General features: G+C 31.1%; 18 protein-coding genes. 10 read left to right on the top strand and 8 right to left on the bottom strand.

What is annotated here, in order from left to right; all coding sequences use genetic code 11:
• Positions 1 to 3 precede the first annotated feature (3 nt).
• Positions 4 to 2,025 (bottom strand): ComEC/Rec2 family competence protein, encoded by a 2,022-nt coding sequence (locus tag H518_RS0116830; protein ID WP_028890156.1) that lies wholly within the window; start codon positions 2,023 to 2,025, stop codon positions 4 to 6.
• Between the two features lie 283 nt (positions 2,026 to 2,308).
• Here H518_RS0116830 and H518_RS0116825 point away from each other — a divergent pair, with 283 nt between their 5' ends.
• Positions 2,309 to 2,764: a hypothetical protein gene (locus tag H518_RS0116825; RefSeq protein ID WP_028890155.1), complete on the top strand. Its 456-nt coding sequence runs from the start codon at positions 2,309 to 2,311 to the stop codon at positions 2,762 to 2,764.
• Between the two features lie 346 nt (positions 2,765 to 3,110).
• On the opposite strand, the gene H518_RS0116820 is transcribed toward H518_RS0116825, so the two are convergent.
• The 4 genes from H518_RS0116820 to H518_RS0116805 are packed head-to-tail and all read right to left on the bottom strand — an operon-like array spanning position 3,111 to position 9,000.
• Positions 3,111 to 4,907, bottom strand: a complete 1,797-nt coding sequence (locus tag H518_RS0116820) for an acyl-CoA dehydrogenase family protein (protein WP_028890154.1) — start codon at positions 4,905 to 4,907, stop codon at positions 3,111 to 3,113.
• An 18-nt stretch (positions 4,908 to 4,925) separates the two neighbouring features.
• Positions 4,926 to 6,116 carry an acetyl-CoA C-acyltransferase gene (locus H518_RS0116815; RefSeq protein ID WP_028890153.1) on the bottom strand — a complete coding sequence of 397 codons (1,191 nt, stop codon included), beginning with the start codon at positions 6,114 to 6,116 and terminating at the stop codon, positions 4,926 to 4,928.
• A gap of 3 nt (positions 6,117 to 6,119) precedes the next feature.
• Positions 6,120 to 8,525: a 3-hydroxyacyl-CoA dehydrogenase/enoyl-CoA hydratase family protein gene (locus H518_RS0116810; protein ID WP_028890152.1), complete on the bottom strand. Its 2,406-nt coding sequence runs from the start codon at positions 8,523 to 8,525 to the stop codon at positions 6,120 to 6,122.
• A 16-nt stretch (positions 8,526 to 8,541) separates the two neighbouring features.
• Positions 8,542 to 9,000 carry a MarR family winged helix-turn-helix transcriptional regulator gene (locus H518_RS0116805; RefSeq protein ID WP_028890151.1) on the bottom strand — a complete coding sequence of 153 codons (459 nt, stop codon included), beginning with the start codon at positions 8,998 to 9,000 and terminating at the stop codon, positions 8,542 to 8,544.
• Between the two features lie 190 nt (positions 9,001 to 9,190).
• On the opposite strand from H518_RS0116805, the gene H518_RS0116800 reads away from it, so the two are divergent.
• The 9 genes from H518_RS0116800 to H518_RS0116760 all read left to right on the top strand — a co-directional run bounded on the left by H518_RS0116800 (position 9,191) and on the right by H518_RS0116760 (position 16,625).
• Positions 9,191 to 10,120, top strand: coding sequence for an ABC transporter ATP-binding protein (locus tag H518_RS0116800; protein WP_028890150.1), 930 nt, complete (start codon positions 9,191 to 9,193; stop codon positions 10,118 to 10,120).
• Positions 10,121 to 10,123: 3 nt separating this feature from the next.
• Positions 10,124 to 11,449 (top strand): ABC transporter permease, encoded by a 1,326-nt coding sequence (locus H518_RS0116795; RefSeq protein ID WP_028890149.1) that lies wholly within the window; start codon positions 10,124 to 10,126, stop codon positions 11,447 to 11,449.
• Between the two features lie 76 nt (positions 11,450 to 11,525).
• Positions 11,526 to 12,356: a mechanosensitive ion channel family protein gene (locus tag H518_RS0116790; protein WP_240472530.1), complete on the top strand. Its 831-nt coding sequence runs from the start codon at positions 11,526 to 11,528 to the stop codon at positions 12,354 to 12,356.
• Positions 12,353 to 13,045, top strand: coding sequence for a hypothetical protein (locus tag H518_RS0116785; protein ID WP_028890147.1), 693 nt, complete (start codon positions 12,353 to 12,355; stop codon positions 13,043 to 13,045). Before H518_RS0116790 ends, H518_RS0116785 begins: the two co-directional genes overlap by 4 nt.
• A 157-nt stretch (positions 13,046 to 13,202) precedes the next feature.
• Positions 13,203 to 14,366, top strand: a complete 1,164-nt coding sequence (locus H518_RS0116780) for a sigma-54-dependent transcriptional regulator (protein ID WP_028890146.1) — start codon at positions 13,203 to 13,205, stop codon at positions 14,364 to 14,366.
• A 299-nt stretch (positions 14,367 to 14,665) separates the two neighbouring features.
• Entirely contained in the window at positions 14,666 to 14,857 is a 192-nt protein-coding gene (locus tag H518_RS0116775) for a hypothetical protein (protein WP_028890145.1), read from the top strand.
• Between the two features lie 389 nt (positions 14,858 to 15,246).
• Complete coding sequence (locus H518_RS0116770; protein WP_028890144.1) at positions 15,247 to 15,888, top strand: peroxiredoxin; 642 nt, start codon at positions 15,247 to 15,249, stop codon at positions 15,886 to 15,888.
• An 84-nt stretch (positions 15,889 to 15,972) separates the two neighbouring features.
• Positions 15,973 to 16,281 carry a thioredoxin family protein gene (locus tag H518_RS0116765; RefSeq protein ID WP_028890143.1) on the top strand — a complete coding sequence of 103 codons (309 nt, stop codon included), beginning with the start codon at positions 15,973 to 15,975 and terminating at the stop codon, positions 16,279 to 16,281.
• 86 nt (positions 16,282 to 16,367) lie between these two features.
• Complete coding sequence (locus H518_RS0116760) at positions 16,368 to 16,625, top strand: DUF6952 family protein (protein ID WP_028890142.1); 258 nt, start codon at positions 16,368 to 16,370, stop codon at positions 16,623 to 16,625.
• Between the two features lie 85 nt (positions 16,626 to 16,710).
• Here H518_RS0116760 and trpA read toward each other — a convergent pair whose 3' ends face one another.
• The 3 genes from trpA to H518_RS0116745 are packed head-to-tail and all read right to left on the bottom strand — an operon-like array spanning position 16,711 to position 19,367.
• Positions 16,711 to 17,475: a tryptophan synthase subunit alpha gene (gene trpA / locus H518_RS0116755; protein ID WP_028890141.1), complete on the bottom strand. Its 765-nt coding sequence runs from the start codon at positions 17,473 to 17,475 to the stop codon at positions 16,711 to 16,713.
• A gap of 1 nt (position 17,476) precedes the next feature.
• Complete coding sequence (gene trpB, locus H518_RS0116750) at positions 17,477 to 18,661, bottom strand: tryptophan synthase subunit beta (RefSeq protein WP_028890140.1); 1,185 nt, start codon at positions 18,659 to 18,661, stop codon at positions 17,477 to 17,479.
• Between the two features lie 55 nt (positions 18,662 to 18,716).
• Positions 18,717 to 19,367, bottom strand: coding sequence for a phosphoribosylanthranilate isomerase (locus H518_RS0116745; RefSeq protein WP_043707192.1), 651 nt, complete (start codon positions 19,365 to 19,367; stop codon positions 18,717 to 18,719).
• Positions 19,368 to 19,377: the final 10 nt, after the last annotated feature.

The raw sequence follows: 19,377 nt of genomic DNA, 5'->3' as shown, positions 1-19,377 counted from the left end.
ACCTTATTTAATAATAAACGCTCCGTTTTGTCTAGTTTGATGAAACGGAATTTTTTGTTTCTTACAAGTCGATTTCCATCGATTTAAAGAGCTTTTGTAATTGCTGCCATCAGCAATTATCTGTTTAGGCTTTAAAGTCTCAATTAGCCTACTTAAATTTATTTTTGGAGAATTTTGTAGCACTACTATCGGTTTTTTTAGTGTTAAATCATAAACTCCTAAACTATCTACTATTAAAATAATATCCGAATTATAACGAATAACGTTAGCTATTTTAGGAGAAAAAGTACTTTTGATATCTTCATTTATTCGATATGCCTTAATAACATTATTGTTATACTTTTTTAAAGTATCACCATATTGTAATAATTTAAATTTTTTCCCATCTCTATAACCTAGTAAATTTTCTTTACTCTTATTAAAAACTATTATTTCTTGTTTAGACTCCCTATCAAATTTATTAATAAGTAAAGCAGTTTGTAGTATGACTATCGAGATTAGCAAGAATAGAAGTTGTTTAGTTTTTTTATGCATGCTTAATTGGTAAGCAGATATAATTATAAGATACCAAATAATCATTTCATTAAATGACATTGAAATTTCATTTAATAAAAATGACTCTTGGTTTGAAATCCAATTAACATATTTATTCATTAGTGAAATAATAGCTCCATATAGGTTGGCTAATGAACTCGGTAATGTTTTTGATAAAGAAAGTACTATAATTAATATGCCTCCAATTAGTATGGCTCCTATAAAAGGTATTATTAATAAATTAGAAAGTATAAATAAACCAGGGAATTGATGAAAGTAATATAAGCTTATAGGTAATATACCTACTTGTGCCGCTAAAGATATGGTAACAAGCTTCCAAATTTTATTAAATAACCAAAGTTTTGGGCTCCATAATTTGTAAAGAAGTGGTTGTATCCAAATAATTCCAAAAACAGCCAAATAACTTAGTTGAAATCCAACATCGAAAATAAATAAAGGTTTTATTAATAATAAGAAAAACATTGAGCTAATTAATGAAAATTCAACAACTTTTTTCTTTTTAAATGATTCACCAACAGCTACAAAACAGAACATGGTAACTGCTCTAACTACCGAAGCAGACATACCAGCAATAAAAGCAAATGTCCATAGCAATATAATAATGAGTATAATTTTTATATAAGTACCATGTTTTACTTTTTCTATAAAGGTTAATAGATATGATAAAATTAATAGAATGATTCCTATATGCAGCCCTGAAATAGCTAATATGTGTATTGCACCAGCTTTTGAGTAACTATTAAGTATGTTTTTTGAAATATCTTGTCGTTGACCTAATAATAGTGCGTTTATTACAGAAAGTTGATCTTTAGTAAATGAATATTCGTTTAATGAACTTATAATTATATTTCTAAATTTTGCTGATAAGGAATAAATAGATGTAGTACCTTTTTTATACTTTCTATAATCTTCCTTATTAATAATAACTTGCTGATAAATGTATTGTTTACCTAAATAGTCCTTATAGTTAAATTGATAAGGATTTAATGGAGGAGATAAGTTTTTAAATTTCTTAGCTATATAAATTTTATCTCCCACTTTTAATTGAGTAGTAGTGCTATCTTTTTTTAACTTTATTAATATATTACCAATAGTTTGTCTACTGTTAATTTGAACTACCTCAGCTACAAGTTTATGATAGTATTTACTAGATTTTAATATTCTATTTATGCATAATGTTGTTCTTGTATTTTTAGAAGTATTATGTTGGTAATAATTAGCATAATTTTTAGGGTTATTTATAAAGGTTGTAGATGTTCCAATTAAAATGAATAATATCATTGACATTACCGTAAAAGTCTTACGGTTTCCATTTCTTTTAAAAATATACAATAAACAAAGCATTAATAACATCAGACCTACTAGTAGTATGAAGTTATGTTCCCAAAGGTTAGTATAGAATTGTATAATAATTCCAGATATTACACATATAAGAAAGTGTAAGGGTAAATATTCAATCAATTTTTTCATAGCACACTAAAGTTATGAAAATAATTTTAAATGTAACTAATTGATTTGCAACGTGTTGTTTTTATTTAGATTTATTATTCCCTCTTTTAAAAATGAATAGCATGCTACTAAGCTTTATTTCTCTAGTTTATATCTGTAATTATTATTAATTCTTATTATAAATAAATGTTTTTTTGATCTTTTAAAGTAAATGGTTTTTAAATAATTTACTGATTGTTAGTCTTTTACGTTATTAATCGTTATCTTTAGAATAATAATTTTAACCAAACTAAACTTAAAAATTATGAAAAAATTAATTAAATTAATTTTCGTGCTAACACTTTCAGTTTTATTGTACAATTGTGCTAATAACGCAGAAGACATTATTCAAACCGATCAAGTTCTAACTCCAGCAGATGTTATAATTCCGATGGCGAAACAGAATATTGGTGTTAATGAATTTACTACTCTCGTGGCAGATCCTTGTGATGGGGTTGCTGAGTTTAATGGAGATAGCTCTTCTTATTCTATAGGAGATACGGTAACTTATTTAGGAGCTTTATATGTTAAGACGGCTATTGGATGGGATTTTGTAGCCACGTGTGGTACTAGTGGAGGTCCATGTGATGGTGTTGGTGAGTATAATGGAGATGATTCTTCTTATGCCGTTGGAGACTTAATGGTTTACAAAGGAACATTGTATGAGAGAACCGCTAGTGGATGGAATAGCCTTGGACCATGTAGTGGAGGCGGTAGTTAATTAATAACTAAATTCATTAATAGATTAAATTAAAAAATCTGTTATAATAAATGCTCTGGAGATATTCCAGAGCATTTTTATTGATTTTGATATTTAGTTTTTTGAATTAGATATGGTAATGTGTACTTATTAAGTTTGTAAACAGTTTAAAAGAAAATACTCTAGCCTATTAAGTTACTTTGATATAAAAAAAGATCGTTAAAAATTAATTCAACGATCTTTTAAACAAACAACTAAATTCTAAAACCTATTGGCTGTAGAAGATTTTAAATAAGTAATCAGCTTTTGTAAATAGAATATAAAAGTTATTCTAGTACTTTCTACTAATTATTAAATATATTATTAATTAGAAGCAGTATTTATTCTCTGCTTTTAACTTTTCTGCAATTGTATTACGTAGTTCAACTACGTTAGGATAGTTTGCGTATTTTGTAAAACGCTTAAGTCCCATTAACATCATACGTTGCTCATCACCTTCAGCAAAAGAAACAATTCCTTCTTTCGCATTTTTAATGATTACATCTACTGCATTGTATAAATATAACTGCGTCATAGCAATTTGCTCTTTTTGAGAAGCCTCACCAGAACGCTTTGCATTCTTTTCAGTTCTTAAAATTGCAGATTCTGCCATGTACACTTTAATTAAAATATTAGAAGCAGCATTTAATAATTGTTGATGTTGCTCTAATTCTGTTCCGTATTTTTGAATAGCACCACCGGCAACCATTAAGAATACTTTTTTAAGCTTCGCTACAATTTCTTTTTCTTCTGCAAATAACTCAGAGTAATCAGGGGTATCAAAAGAAGGTATACCTAATAATTCGTTACCAACAGCTGTTGCTGGTCCTAATAAATCAACATGACCTTTCATTGCTTTTTTAACTAACATACCTACAGAAAGTAATCTGTTAATTTCGTTAGTACCTTCATAAATACGAGCAATACGAGCATCTCTCCAAGCAGATTCCATTGGAGTTTCTTCAGAGAATCCCATTCCTCCAAAAATTTGGATTCCTTCATCAGCACAAGATTGTACATCTTCAGAAACAGCAACTTTTAAGATAGAACATTCAATAGCATATTCTTCAACACCTTTTAATTCTGCATCTTGATGAGAGTTTCCTTCAGATTCGCGAATAGCAATTCTGTCTTCAATGTTTTTAGCAGCTCTGTATGATGCAGATTCACCTACATAAGCATTAGCAGCCATTTCTGCTAATTTTAATTTAATAGCTCCAAATTCTGCAATAGGAGTTTTAAATTGTTTACGTTCGGTAGCATATTGTGTAGCGTGAGTAATTATTCTTCTTTGAGAATCTAAACAAGCTCCTGCTAATTTAATACGTCCTACGTTTAATGCATTCATGGCAATTTTAAATCCACCACCACGAACAGATAACATATTTTCAACAGGAACTAAAGTATCACTAAAAAATACTTGACGTGTAGAAGATGCACGAATACCTAATTTGTGTTCTTCTTCACCTAAAGTTACCCCGTTAGGATTTGCTTTATCATATTCTAAAATAAATCCAGTAATATTTTTATCGTCACCAATACGAGCAAATACAATGAACACTTCTGCAAAACCTGCATTAGAAATCCACATTTTTTGACCGTTAATCTTATAGTTTTTTCCGTCTTCAGTTAACTCAGCGGTAGTTTTCCCAGAGTTAGCATCTGATCCAGCACCTGGCTCTGTTAAACAGTAAGCACCAAAACGCTCACCCATTGCTAAAGCAGGAACAAATTTTTGTTTTTGTTCTTCGGTACCGTATAAAGTAATTGGCATAGTACCAATACCCGTATGTGCACCAAAAGCAGTACTAAAAGAACCTGTTCCACTTGAAATATAATCACAAGTTAACATGGTAGAAACAAATCCCATTCCTAATCCGCCATAAGCTTCAGGAACTGAAACACCTAAGAAACCTAAGGCTCCAGCTTTACGCATAGTCTCTTCGGTTAAAGCATAATCTTTCTTTTCAAAACGTTCTTTGTGAGGAATGATTTCGCGATCGTTAAACTCCATAACCGCTTCTTTCATCATTCTTTGCTCTTCAGAAAAATCTTCTGGAGTAAAAATATCTTCACACTTTGTTTCTTTAACTAGGAATTGACCTCCTCTTAATAAATCTGCCATTTTTGTTTTGTTTTTTTGTTAGTTTAAGAATTCGAAAATACCAGCAGCACCTTGCCCAGTACCTACACACATCGTTACCATTCCATATTTCCCTTGCATATTACGCTTGCGCATTTCATCAAATAATTGAACTGATAATTTAGCACCAGTACAACCTAGTGGATGTCCTAATGCAATTGCTCCACCATTTACGTTAATGATATCTGCATCTAATCCTAATTCACGAATTACAGCTAATGATTGAGAAGCAAATGCTTCATTCAATTCAATTAAGCTAATATCTTCTTGTTTTAATCCTGCTTGTTTTAATGCTTTTGGAATTGCAGCTACAGGTCCGATTCCCATAATTCTAGGAGGAACACCAGCAGCAGCATAACTTACCATACGAGCAATTGGTTTAAGGTTTAATTCCTTGACCATATCTTCACTCATAACCATTAAAAATGCAGCACCATCACTTGTTTGAGATGAGTTACCAGCAGTAACACTCCCACCTGTAGCAAATACAGGACGTAAACGTTCTAAGCCAGCAATGTTTGATCCCTTACGAGGTCCTTCATCTTTAGTTACTGTATATTCTCTTGTAGCACGTTTTCCTTTTGCATCAACATAAGTTTCTTCAACTTTAATTGGTACAATTTGATCTTGAAAACGGTTTTCTTCTTGTGCTTTTAATGCTTTTAAATGAGATTGTAAAGCAAACTCATCTTGGTCTTTACGAGAAATATTGTACTTATTGGCAACTTCTTCTGCTGTATTTCCCATTCCCCAGTAATAATCTGCATGACCTGCAGCAACCGTATCGTAGTTTAATTCTGGTTTAAAACCTGTCATTGGTACAGAACTCATACTTTCAGCTCCACCTGCAATAATACATTCAGCCATTCCTGATTGAATTTTTGCAACTGCCATACTAATAGTTTCTATTCCTGAAGAACAAAAACGGTTTACAGTTACACCAGGAACATCCTCAGTTTTTAATCCCATTAAAGAGATCAAACGAGCCATGTTTAAACCTTGAGAACCTTCTGGCATTGCATTACCAACGATTACATCATCAATACGACTTTTATCAAATTCAGGTAACTGTTCCATCATATATTCGATAGTCTCAGCAGCTAACTCATCAGCTCTTTTAAATCTGAACGCACCTCTTTTAGACTTTGCTATGGCGGTTCTATATCCTTTTACTATATATGCTGTTTTCATCTTTTAGTTTCTTAATGGTTTACCAGTTTTTAACATGTGTTGAATACGCTCTAATGTTTTGCGCTCTGTACATAAACTTAAAAATGCTTCGCGTTCTAAGTTTAATAAATACTGTTCAGAAACTTTTGTTGGCTCTGATAAATCTCCACCAGCCATTACGTAGGCTAATTTATTTGCGATTTTCTGATCGTGTTCAGAAATAAATTTACTTGCTTGCATAGAATCGGTAGCTACCATAAATGCACCTAATGCTTGTTTACCAAGTACTAATACATCTTTACGAGCAGCAGGTTGCGTGTAACCAGCTTCAGCCATTAATACTGCATGTTTCTTAGCTTCAGCAATCTGACGTTCTCTGTTTACAACAACAACATCTTTTCCCTTTTGTAATAAACCTAAGTCGTAAGCTTCATAAGCAGAAGTACTAACTTTAGCCATACCAATAGTTAAGAAATACTCTTGCAATACGTTTAATTGAACATCTCCTGTACGGAAAGTGTCTGATGCACGTAATGCCATTTCTTTAGAACCACCACCACCAGGGATAACTCCAACTCCAAATTCTACTAATCCCATATAAGTTTCAGCAGCTGCAACAACTTTGTCTGAGTGTAATGACAATTCACATCCACCACCTAAAGCCATACCATGAGGAGCAGCGATTGTAGGAATTGAAGAATAACGCATACGCATCATTGTATCTTGAAAATACTTGATAGCCATGTTTAATTCGTCATATTCTTGCTCTACAGCCATCATGAAAATCATTCCGATATTAGCACCAACCGAGAAGTTTGCTCCTTGGTTACCAACTACTAGTCCTTGGAAATCTTTTTCAGCTAAATCAATAGCCTTATTCAATCCTGCTAAAACATCACCACCTATGGTGTTCATTTTAGATTGAAATTCACAGTTTAAGATACCGTTTCCTAAATCTTCAATTACAACACCTGAATTTTTAAATACCTCAGTAGTTTTACGAATGTTATCTAAGATGATAAATGAATCTTGACCAGGTTTTTTAGTTTGTGCTTTTGCAGGAACATCATAATAATAGGTAGCTCCTTCTTTTACTGTATAGAAAGAAGTTTCTCCTTTTGCTACCATTTCGGTAACCCAAGCAGCAGGTTCCTTTCCTTCAGCTTTCATTAATTCGATACCTTTTTCTACACCTACAGCATCCCAAATTTCGAAAGGTCCGTTTTCCCAACCGAAACCAGCTTTCATAGCATCGTCAATTTTATATAATTCGTCAGAAATTTCTGGAATTCTATTTTGAACATACGCAAACATTGCTGCGAAGTTTTTACGGTAAAATTCTCCCGCTTTATCTTTTCCACCAACTAATACTTTAAAGCGATCAATTGGTTTGTCAATAGTTTTAGTTAATTCTAAAGTAGCAAACTTTGCGCGTTTTTTAGAACGATATTCCATCGTATCTAAATCTAACGTTAAGATTTCTTTCTTTCCTTCAGCATTTACTGATTTTTTGTAGAATCCTTGCTTAGTTTTACTTCCTAACCATTTGTTTTCCATCATGGTGTTGATGAAATCTGGTAATTTGAATAATTCGTGTGCTTCGTCGTTAGGGCAGTTTTCGTAAATACCGTTAGCAACATGCACTAAAGTATCTAATCCTACAACATCAACAGTTCTAAAAGTTGCTGATTTTGGACGACCGATTACTGGACCTGTTAATTTATCTACCTCTTCAACAGTTAATCCTAATTCTTTTACTTGGTGAAATAAAGATTGAATTCCGAAGATTCCAATTCTGTTACCAATAAAAGCAGGAGTATCTTTTGCTAAAACTGAAGTTTTTCCTAAAAATTTAGAACCGTAATCCATTAAGAAATCAGTAACTTCTTGTTTACAGTTTGGACCTGGAACAACTTCAAATAATTTTAAATATCTCGGAGGATTGAAAAAGTGAGTTACTGCAAAATGCTTTTGAAAATCTTCACTTCTTCCTTCGTTCATAAATTTGATAGGAATTCCTGAAGTGTTAGAGGTAATTAAAGTACCTGGAGTACGATATTTTTCTAATTTTTCAAAAACGATTTTCTTAATATCTAATCGTTCAACAACAACTTCCATAATCCAATCTACATCAGCAACTTTAGCGATGTCATCTTCTAAGTTTCCAGTAGTAATTCTACTAGCAAATTTCTTAGAGTAAATTGGAGAAGGCTTTGATTTTAAAGAAGCAGTTAAAGCATCATTTACCAAACGATTACGTACAGCTTTGTCTTCTAACGTTAGTCCTTTTGCTTTCTCTTTGTCGTTAAGTTCTCTAGGAACGATATCTAGTAATAAGACTTCAACGCCAATGTTAGCAAAATGACATGCAATTCCGCTACCCATAATTCCGGAACCGATAATTGCTACTTTTTTAATTCTTCTTGTCATTTGTTTACAGGTTTATTTATACAGCTTTTTTGTCGGTATCATTATACACCGTTTTGTCTGTAATAAGTTTGTTTATTGTTGTAGTTACTTTAAAGAAAGTGTTTAACTCCTCTTCAGTAATATGTTTTTTTACTTCATTATTAAATTGATATACATGACCTTTTGAAATTTCACGCATTTCTTTACCATAATTTGTAAGCTTTATGATAACACTCCTTCCATCAGTCGGGCTTTTTTCTCTACAAATTACGCCCTTATCCTCCATCGTTTTTAATAATCGAGAAAGACTTGTAGGTTCCATTCCCATTAAAGGGCCAAGGGCAGTAGAAGGTGTACCTTTCTCAAAATCTATATTCAATAAAACAAAAGCAGTTGCCATAGTGCTATCATGCTTTGCAGCTTGTTCGTTGTACATTTTTGCAACAGCTTGCCAAGTGGCTCTTAATTGATGATCTATTGATTTGTTTTTATCCATACTGATGCCAAATATACAGAAATTTATTATGCACGCATAGTATTTTGTAAAAAAGTTATGCATGCATAGTAAATTTAATATGGAATTATGTGTAACGTTTGTTTTAAAATTACTACTAATCATTGTAAAATATGTAAGTTTGTCATAGCTGGTTTTTTTGACAAACAGCAGTTAATCAACTATAAAATCAATGAATAATTTATTAGAAATTAATAATGTAGTAAAGCGCTATGGCGATTACACAGCATTGAATAATGTGTCAATGCATATACCAAAAGGAAGTGTTTTTGGACTTTTAGGGCCTAATGGCGCAGGAAAAACGTCTTTGATTAGAATTATTAATCAAATTACAATGCCTGATAGTGGAGAGATAATTTTAGATGGAGAAAAGTTAGCTCCTAATCATATAGAGTATATTGGGTACTTACCAGAAGAAAGAGGTTTGTATAAATCGATGAAGGTAGGTGAGCAGGCTTTGTATTTGGCACAATTAAAAGGGTTGAGTAAATCGGAAGCAAAAAAGCGATTGAAATATTGGTTTGATAAGTTTGATATTGGTGCTTGGTGGAATAAGAAGGTAGAAGAGTTGTCTAAGGGAATGGCGCAAAAAGTGCAATTTATTGTTACAGTTTTGCATCAGCCTAAATTATTAATTTTTGACGAACCTTTTTCTGGATTCGATCCAATTAATGCACAGTTAATAGCGAAAGAAATTTTACAATTACGAGACGAAGGAGCTACGGTTATTTTTTCTACACACCGTATGGAAAGTGTTGAAGAGATGTGCGATAATATAGCTTTAATTGATAAGTCTAATAAAATATTAGATGGTAATTTAGATGATATTAAGCGTCAATTTAGAACCAACACGTTTCAAGTAGGATTAAATACTTCAAATGAAAAAGAGGTAGAAGCGAAACTAAAAGAGAATTTTAAAGTTTTACCAGCTGATTTTAGGTTGTTAAATGATGGGTTAAAGTTAAATGTTCAGTTAACTGAAGGTAAATCAGCTAACGAGCTTTTATCATTTTTAACAACTCAAGGACAGGTACAGCATTTTGTTGAGTTAATACCTAGTGCAAATGATATTTTTATTCAAGCAATAAATAAAAACAGTTAAACTATGAGCAGATTACGATTAATTATAGAACGTGAGTTTATTGCTAAGGTTAGAAATAAATCATTTTTAATGATGACTTTTTTAAGCCCTTTACTAATGGTAGGTATGGGGGCATTGGTTTTTTTCTTAATGAAAAAAAACGATGAAAAAGTTAAGAAAATAGTTTATGTTGATGAATCTGGATTGTTTTCTAAAGACATATTTAAAGATTCTAAGACTATTAAATACGAAGATTTTACAAAACTAGGATTAGTTGATACCAAAAAGAAAGTAGAAGAAGGTGATTATTATGGAGCTTTGTATATTCCACAATTAGATAGTTTAGAAGTATTAGCTAAATCGATTGAGTTTTATTCTAAAGATTCACCTGGGATGTCGGTTTTAGGAAATATAGAGCGAAAGATAGAAACACGCTTTAGAAATTTAAAGCTTAATAATTTTGGTATTGATTTAGCGAAGATAAAAGCCTCAAAGATTTCTTCAGATATTAAAATGTTTAATTTCTCAGGAGAAGAATCTTCAAAAGCGAAAAATGTAGCTAGTATTATTGCAGGAGGAGCTGCGGGTTATTTACTTTTTATGTTTGTAATGATTTACGGAACTTCTGTAATGAGGAGTGTTATTGAAGAAAAAACAAGTAGAATTATTGAAATAATAGTTTCTTCTGTAAAACCTTTTCAATTGATGCTTGGTAAGATTATAGGTAATGCATCAGCAGGCTTATTGCAGTTTTTAATTTGGGGAATTATACTATTTATAATAAGCATTGTTGCATCTTCTTTATTAGGAATTGATATGGTAGAAATGCAAACTTCTAAAGTTCCTGCTGAGCAAATGGATGCAATGAAGCAAGCTGCAAGTGGCGGTAAATTAGAGCAAATAATGAAAGAGGTATTAAACCTTCCTTTATTTAAAATATTCTGTTTATTTATTTTCTATTTCTTAGGAGGTTATATGTTATATAGTTCTTTATTTGCAGCAGTTGGAGCGGCAGTAGATAATGAAACAGATACGCAACAATTTATGATGCCAATTATGCTTCCTTTAATGTTGGGGATTTATGTAGGTTTCTTTACCGTAATTAATGATCCTCACGGACCTATATCTGTTATCTTTTCATATATTCCATTTACTTCACCTATTGTTATGCTAATGCGTATTCCTTTTGGTGTAGCTTGGTGGGAAATCGCATTGTCAATGTTGTTACTAGTAATAACATTTATGTTTATGGTGTGGTTTGCAGCAAAAATTTATAGAGTAGGTATTTTAATGTATGGGAAAAAGCCAACATATAAAGACTTATGGAAATGGATTCGTTATAACGGATAATAAAAAAAGCAGTTATCATAAAAAGATAGCTGCTTTTTTTATCTAAAAACTATATATTTACTATAAAATTATTTTAGTGAAAGAACTTAATAAAATACTTAACTACACATTTCAGTTTAATAAAGAGATTGGTATAAGTGTAAAGTCGATTTTAATGCTAATATTGGTGTTGATTTTAGCTTCATTTTTAATTAAATATTTTAAGAAATTTGTAAAAAAGAGATTGCAAAAGGAGGATGAAAATAAGTTTGATACTGTTTTTTCTTTTGTTAGTTGGCTATTATATATTGTTATATTCTTAACAACATTAAACTCTTCAGGTGTAAATGTTACGGCAGTTTTTGCAGCTTCAGCAGCATTGTTAATTGGTGTTGGTTTAGCACTTCAAACTTTTTTTCAAGATATAATATCGGGTATTTTTATTATTGTGGATCAAAGTGTACAAGTTGGAGATATTATTGAATTAGATGATAAGGTTGGAAGGGTTGAAGAGATAAAACTACGTACAACAAGAGCTGTAACTATTGATAATAAGGTATTGGTAATACCAAACCATAAATATTTATCTAATAGTTTATATAATTGGACTCAAAACGGCACAACAACGCGTGAGAGTGTTTCAGTTGGAGTGGCCTACGGTAGTGATACGCAGTTGGTGAAAAGTTTACTATTAAAAGCGGTAGATGAACACCCTAAAGTTTTTAAACATCCAGCAGCATTGGTTGTTTTTGAAAACTTTGGAGATAGTGCTTTAGAGTTTAAGGTCGTTTTTACATTAAATGACAGTTTTCAGGCGTTAATACCTAAGAGTGAAATTAGATTTAGAATTGATGAACTATTTAGGGAGCATAATATCTCAATTCCTTTTCCTCAAAGAGATATACATATTATAAAAGAGGAAAGATGAAAGGAAGTATTTTAATTATTAGTTTTCTAACTTTGTTTAGCTTGAATTATTGTTATAGTCAGGGTAATGATTCTATATTCTATTCTAAAAATAAAAAGAATCTTAATAAAATAAAATTTATTGATAAGTCTGAGTTCTCAAAAAATGCAGGTAAAGGATTTAAGTTCTCTGAAGATTATTATAAAAAATATAATAAGCAATCAATAAATGATATTAGAAAAATAGCAAAAGAATATCCGAATTTAATTAAAGTCTATTCTAAAGATTCTATTGAAATTACAGGTCTTAATAATAAAGAGTTGATAAAAAATTATAAATCTTTAACAAATGATAGAGATTTTCAATTTTTTGAAGCCTATACTATTGAAGGAAACTTAGTTTTTGATATTACAAGTTATGAACAGGGACATACAATTATGTTAAATATAAATTCTTGTGTGATTTCAGTGTATTCAAGTTCACCTATGTTTTTAAATAAAAACGAGGTGATTTCATTAAATCACTATTATGGTGAAGATGAGTTTGAGTATAATAATTTTGAGAGGAAAACATATTTCTATTTTTCGCTAAATAATAGGGAAATAGAGAATTACTATTTGTTTGAAGAAGTAGTTTATTTTAAAGTATTATGTTATAGCCCAAAGCAAATTACTTATTTTAAAGTTGATTTAAATAAGTTGAAAAATTAGTAATAGTACTTGGCTCGCTTTTTGATTTACAAGCACTAGTTGTTTTATCCAATCACAAAGAATAGATAAAAATAAGAAGTTAATCGGTGTAGAAGAAAGAATAGAAGAATGATAAAAAAAACTTTTCTTTCTTTATCCTAAAAATATAAATAAAAGAATGTCAAAAATATTAATCATAGAAGATGAAGCGGCAATCCGTAGAGTTTTAAAGAAAATCATTTCAGAAGAGAATGATGCTTATGAAGTTGAAGAGGCAGAAGATGGATTGGCAGGGATTGAAATGATTAAAAATAAAGATTACGATTTAGTACTTTGTGATATTAAAATGCCAAAAATGGATGGTGTTGAGGTATTAGAAAAAGCTAAGAAAATAAAACCAGAAACACCAATGGTAATGATTTCTGGGCATGGAGATTTAGATACTGCTGTTAATACAATGCGTTTAGGGGCATTTGATTATATTTCTAAGCCGCCAGATTTAAACCGTTTATTAAATACAGTTAGAAATGCGTTAGATCGTAAAGAGCTTGTAGTTGAAAACAAACGTCTTAAAAAGAAGGTTAGTAAGAGTTACGAGATGATTGGGGAGAGTGATGCAATTACTCATATTAAAGAAATCATTGAAAAAGTAGCAGCTACAGACGCAAGAGTTTTAATTACTGGGCCAAACGGAACAGGAAAAGAATTGGTGGCGCATTGGTTACATGAAAAATCAGATAGAGTAAAAGCATCAATGATTGAAGTTAACTGTGCTGCAATTCCTTCTGAATTAATAGAAAGTGAGTTATTTGGTCATGTGAAAGGTTCTTTTACTGGAGCAAACAAAGACCGTGCAGGTAAGTTTGAAGCAGCAAACGGAGGTACTATTTTTTTAGATGAAATTGGTGATATGAGTTTGTCTGCTCAAGCAAAAGTACTGCGAGCTCTACAAGAAAATAAAATTCAAAGAGTAGGTTCAGATAAAGATATAAAGGTAAACGTACGTATTGTTGCTGCAACCAATAAAGATTTAAAAAAGGAAATTGCAGAAGGTCGATTTAGAGAAGATCTATACCATCGTTTAGCAGTTATTTTAATAAAGGTTCCTGCTCTAAACGATAGAAGAGGAGATATACCTTTGTTAGTTGATTTTTTTTCTGAGAAGATTGCTTCAGAACAAGGAATGGTTCAAAAAGAATTTTCAGTAACTTCAATTAAGTTGCTACAAGAATACGATTGGACGGGTAATATTAGGGAGCTTCGTAATGTTGTAGAGCGTTTAATTATCTTAGGGGAAAAAATAGTCTCAGAGAATGACGTGAAACTATTTGCAACTAAGTAAATAGGGGCATTTTTATTTTTTTTAATCTTCTAATGAAACTTAACTATACTTCTTGAAATAGCTCTAAATATGCTAAAGGATGATTCTTTAACAAAATTATTGATCAAAAGTAAAGGTTAGAAGTTGGATGGAATTAAGATTATTTACTCAAAAAAAATGAACTTGAAAGCATGATTATGCTCTGTATTGTGTTTTTTATAATATTGAAAATGAGTTTATTAAATAAATGTTAAAAAAAGTAAAAAAGTGTTTGGTGAAAAATAAAATTTTATATTTATATCGAATTAAAAAATAAAAATATGTTAAAGACAATTTCAGATTTATCAGGAGTAAAGCAGTTGAGTAAATTAGAACAACAAAAAGTTAATGGTGGAGGGTTGAAACTCTGTCTTGATGTAAGTTCTGGTAGAATGGGGCCTTGTGAAGAAGATGATTCAACACCGGGTTCTGGTATATGTTTTGATGGAAAGACTAATCTTTTTAATTGTTAAGAGATTCCTTTTAAGTTTTAATAACTATGAAAAAGCTGTTAGAAAAATAATTTCTAACAGCTTTGTTTTGTTTACATCCCGTAAAAGAGTATTTAGTTTCACTTATAGAAGATGGATGTAGATTTGTGTCTTACATAATTTGTAGTTTGTTGAGGTTCAATTCTAGAGTAAATAGTTTTAATTTATGGCTTTTACTTTATGTATAAAATATTATTATAAAAAATAAGAAAATTTATCTACGTATAAGTTAAATATATTTAAGTGTATTATTTTGATCAGTAAAAACTATAGTATGATAGAAAATAAAGTTGGTTTTAATATTTAAATACTTTCATAATAAAATATCTTTGTGGCTGTAAAAACGAATAATAATTAATAGAACATATAAAATGGCTACAGCAGTTGGTAAAAAATTTCCAAGTTTAAGCGTTGACGCAATGAACGAAATGGGTGATACATTTAAATTAAATGTATTAGAAGAAGCAGTAAATAATAAGAAAAAAGTATTGTTATTTTGGTATCCAAAAGACTTTACATTTGTTTGCCCTACAGAGTTACATGCTTTTCAAGAAGCATTGGGTGAATTTGAAAAAAGAAATACGATTGTAATAGGAGCTTCTTGTGATACTCCTGAAGTACATTTCGCATGGTTAAACCAATCTAAGGATAATGGTGGAATCGAAGGTGTAACATATCCTTTATTAGCAGATAGTAATCGTAATTTATCATCGATTTTAGGTATCTTAGATATTTCTGAAGAGATTTTTGACGAAGCTACTCAAACAGTACAAGTAGTTGGAGATAATGTAACATACAGAGCTACTTATTTAATTGATGAAGAAGGAACTGTTTTTCATGAAGGTATAAACCATATGCCAGTAGGTCGTAATGTAAATGAATTTTTACGTTTAATTGACGCGTATACTCATGTACAAGAAAAAGGTGAAGTTTGTCCTGCAAACTGGGAAGAAGGTAAAGATGCTATGCAACCAAACGCAAAAGGAACTGCAGCATATTTAGCAAGTCACTAAGAAATTAAAATAAAGAAGGGAATAAGTTCGTGCGCGGTAAGTGAAGGGACTAAGCACGAACTCCTTTCGAAAAAAATATAAATTATGATACAAGAATTAAGCAATGATAATTTAGCAGAGTTAGTTGTAAATAATCCAAAAGTAGTAGTGCAATTTTCAGCAACTTGGTGTGGTAATTGTCGTATTATGAAACCAAAATTTAAAAAGCTATCTTCAGAGAATGAGAGTATGGTTTTTGTAATTGTTGATGCAGAAAAATTTTCTGAGAGTAGAAAATTAGCAGATGTAAGTAACTTACCTACTTTTGCAACTTTTGTAAATGGTAAAATTGTGAATCAAGTACAAACCAATAAGTTTGATGTATTAAAAGGCTTGGTAAACGAAGTTGTTTAATGCTTTTATTAAGAAATCAATAATCTTAATAAATAAAAATATTTAAAGTAAATGATTAGTTTACTTAGAAATAAATACACATTCTTATGAAATTACCAGTTATTAAACATTTAACTTCTTTTATTGAAGAAAATGATCAAGATTATTTACTTGAAACAATAGAAACATTAGAAGCTTTAACTGAAGTTCCATCGTTAAAAGACGAAGAATTAGATGTTATAGGAGAGTTAATCTCTAATATGTATGGAGCTATTGAAGTAGATAAGATGATAAAAGAAGGTACTCCTAAAAAAGAGGCGTTAAATAGCTTTATGAAACGTGTTTTAGGGTCTATAGATAAATAGTTTTTAAACAAAATAAAGAAAATCCTAAACTTTAAAGTTCAGGATTTTTTATGCGTAATAAAATTTAACATTGTAAAGGTGTTTTTTACTTTACTTGCTTTATGAAATTAGAAATACCAGTAATTCCATTCTTATCTAACTCTTTTATAAAGGCAGATCCAATAATAGCTCCGTTGGTATAACTACAAGCAGTTGTGAATGTTTTGCGATCTGAAATACCAAAACCAAGAATTAACTTACTTTTTAGTTTCATTGCGTTTATTCGATTAAAATAATCAATTTGCTGTTGTGATATTTCTCCTTTTGCGCCTGTAATAGCAGCAGATGCGACTACGTAAATAAACGCTTCGGTTAATGAGTCTATTTTGCGAATTCGTTCTTCAGAAGTGTGTGGAGTAATTAAAAATACATTAATTATTCCGTAATTAGCGAATAGTTCTTTGTAATGATTTTCATACTCAATCATTGGTAAATCAGGTATGATTACGGTGTCTATTCCGCAGTCTTTTACTTTTTTACAAAAACGATCTTCACCGTATTTAATAATCTGATTTAAATACCCCATTAATACTAATGGCGTTTTATTAGTTTCTTTTATTTCTAATAATTGATTGAATATAACATCAAGGTTTATCCCATTTTTTAAAGCAACAGCACTGCTGTGTTGTATTGTTGGGCCATCAGCCAAAGGATCGGAGTAAGGAAGACCTACTTCTATAAAATCAACACCGCTTGAGCTTAGTTCTGAGATTATATCTTTAGTGTCGTTAAGTTTTGGAAAGCCAGCAGTAAAGAAAATAGAGAGTAAATCTTGACTTTTATTTTGAAATATATTTTTTACTGAATTCATTTTATTCTTCTAAATGTTTAATGTAGGTTTCTAAATCTTTATCACCTCTACCAGATAGATTAATTACAACAACTTGATCTTTCTTTAAATCCATTTTAGGTAAAACAGCTAATGCATGTGCACTTTCTAATGCAGGAATAATCCCTTCGATTTTAGTTAATTCATAAGCCGCAGTTAAAGCTTCTTTGTCTGTTGCATTCATGAATTTTGCTCGCTTAGTTTCATGTAAATAGGCGTGTAAAGGGCCAACTCCTGGGTAGTCTAATCCTGCTGATATTGAATAAGGTTCTACTATTTGTCCATATTCATCTTGCATTAAAATTGTTTTACTACCGTGAATAACACCAACTTCACCAAGTTGAGAGGTAGCTGCGCTTTCACCTGAATTTACACCTAAACCAGCAGCTTCAACAGCAACTAGTTCAACCTCTTTGTCGTTTAAATAATGGTAAAAAGCACCTGCTGCATTAGAGCCTCCTCCAACACAAGCAACAATTGTATCAGGGTTTTCTTTCCCTGTGTGCTCTTTCAACTGTGCTTTCATTTCTTCTGAAATAACAGCTTGTAAACGTGCTACCATATCTGGGTATGGGTGTGGACCAACAACTGAACCTATCAAGTAATATGTCTCAGGATGTTGAATCCAGTAACGGATAGCTTCGTTTGTAGCATCTTTTAAAGTTTTACTTCCGCTGGTTGCGGGAATTACTTTTGCACCAAGCATTTTCATTCGTGCTACATTTGGTGCTTGTCTTTTAATGTCAGTCTCTCCCATAAAAACAACACATTCTAAATCCATTAACGCACAAACAGTAGCTGTGGCAACACCGTGTTGACCAGCGCCTGTTTCAGCAATAATTTTAGTTTTACCTAAATGTTTAGCAACTAAAATCTGACCTATAGTGTTGTTTACTTTATGAGCACCAGTATGATTTAAGTCTTCTCGTTTTAAATAAATGGTAGCTCCATATTTTTCAGATAAACGTTTTGCTAAGTATAGCGGACTTGGTCGGCCAACATAATGTTGCAATAAGTCTTTATACTCTTTTTGAAAAGCTTCTGAACCAAGAATTTCTAAATAATTATCTTCTAGCTCTTTTACGTTTGGGTATAGTAGTTCAGGGATAAATGCTCCCCCGAATTGTCCGTAATACCCTTCTTTAGTTGGTTGAAATTTTGATTCCATATTCTAATTTTCTGTCATTGAGAAGAATGAAGTAATCTCTTAATTAAGAAATAGATTACTTTGCTTTACTTGTAATGACTTGTTTTTTAAATTTCGCTATGTTTTTTACTGATTTTAAGCCAGTCTCGGTTTCAAACTTACTATTTACATCTAAAGCATAAATAGGTAAATCTGTTTTTTGTAATTCTTTAATTTCATTTATTTCTTCCAAGCCAATTCCTCCACTAAGAAAGAAAGGTGTGTTAGAATTATAACTTTTTAAAACCGACCAATCGAATGTAATTCCGTTTCCGCCTCTTTCTTTTCCTTTGGTGTCAAATAAAAAGAAATCAACTAGCTGTTCGTAGGGCTTTAAAATGTTAAAATCGAAATCATCTTTAATTCCAAAAACTTTTACAATTTCTGGCATTTTATATTTAGCCTTTGGGTGTTTTTCAGCGATACTTTCTTTAAATATTGATCTTAAACGATCTATATATTCGGGTGTTTCATCTCCATGTAACTGTATCATGTTTAAGCCATACTCTTCGACTAATGAAACTACTATTTCAGGAATTTCATTTACAAAGACACCCGATTTTTTTATTTCTTTAGGTAAATCAGGAATAATCCCTTCAAAATTTCTTTTCGACTTATCATAGAAAATAAACCCCAAATAGTCAGGTTGCAGTGCTGCAACTTGTTGGATGTTTTCTATGTATTTCATTCCACAAACT

Origin of the sequence: Tenacibaculum ovolyticum DSM 18103 (assembly GCF_000430545.1) — a bacterium.
Classification (GTDB): Bacteria; Bacteroidota; Bacteroidia; order Flavobacteriales; family Flavobacteriaceae; genus Polaribacter; species Polaribacter ovolyticus.
Note: the sequence above shows the minus strand (reverse complement) of the source record. Positions and strands in the feature narration are given on the sequence as shown.

Excerpts from the sequence above, each read along its gene's own strand:
- H518_RS0116830 (WP_028890156.1), bottom strand. The coding sequence starts at position 2,025 with ATGAAAAAATTGATTGAATATTTACCCTTACACTTTCTTATATGTGTA.
- H518_RS0116825 (WP_028890155.1), top strand. The coding sequence starts at position 2,309 with ATGAAAAAATTAATTAAATTAATTTTCGTGCTAACACTTTCAGTTTTA.
- H518_RS0116820 (WP_028890154.1), bottom strand. The coding sequence starts at position 4,907 with ATGGCAGATTTATTAAGAGGAGGTCAATTCCTAGTTAAAGAAACAAAG.
- H518_RS0116815 (WP_028890153.1), bottom strand. The coding sequence starts at position 6,116 with ATGAAAACAGCATATATAGTAAAAGGATATAGAACCGCCATAGCAAAG.
- H518_RS0116810 (WP_028890152.1), bottom strand. The coding sequence starts at position 8,525 with ATGACAAGAAGAATTAAAAAAGTAGCAATTATCGGTTCCGGAATTATG.
- H518_RS0116805 (WP_028890151.1), bottom strand. The coding sequence starts at position 9,000 with ATGGATAAAAACAAATCAATAGATCATCAATTAAGAGCCACTTGGCAA.
- H518_RS0116800 (WP_028890150.1), top strand. The coding sequence starts at position 9,191 with ATGAATAATTTATTAGAAATTAATAATGTAGTAAAGCGCTATGGCGAT.
- H518_RS0116795 (WP_028890149.1), top strand. The coding sequence starts at position 10,124 with ATGAGCAGATTACGATTAATTATAGAACGTGAGTTTATTGCTAAGGTT.
- H518_RS0116785 (WP_028890147.1), top strand. The coding sequence starts at position 12,353 with ATGAAAGGAAGTATTTTAATTATTAGTTTTCTAACTTTGTTTAGCTTG.
- H518_RS0116780 (WP_028890146.1), top strand. The coding sequence starts at position 13,203 with ATGTCAAAAATATTAATCATAGAAGATGAAGCGGCAATCCGTAGAGTT.
- H518_RS0116775 (WP_028890145.1), top strand. The coding sequence starts at position 14,666 with ATGTTAAAGACAATTTCAGATTTATCAGGAGTAAAGCAGTTGAGTAAA.
- H518_RS0116770 (WP_028890144.1), top strand. The coding sequence starts at position 15,247 with ATGGCTACAGCAGTTGGTAAAAAATTTCCAAGTTTAAGCGTTGACGCA.
- H518_RS0116765 (WP_028890143.1), top strand. The coding sequence starts at position 15,973 with ATGATACAAGAATTAAGCAATGATAATTTAGCAGAGTTAGTTGTAAAT.
- H518_RS0116760 (WP_028890142.1), top strand. The coding sequence starts at position 16,368 with ATGAAATTACCAGTTATTAAACATTTAACTTCTTTTATTGAAGAAAAT.
- trpA (WP_028890141.1), bottom strand. The coding sequence starts at position 17,475 with ATGAATTCAGTAAAAAATATATTTCAAAATAAAAGTCAAGATTTACTC.
- trpB (WP_028890140.1), bottom strand. The coding sequence starts at position 18,661 with ATGGAATCAAAATTTCAACCAACTAAAGAAGGGTATTACGGACAATTC.
- H518_RS0116745 (WP_043707192.1), bottom strand. The coding sequence starts at position 19,367 with ATGAAATACATAGAAAACATCCAACAAGTTGCAGCACTGCAACCTGAC.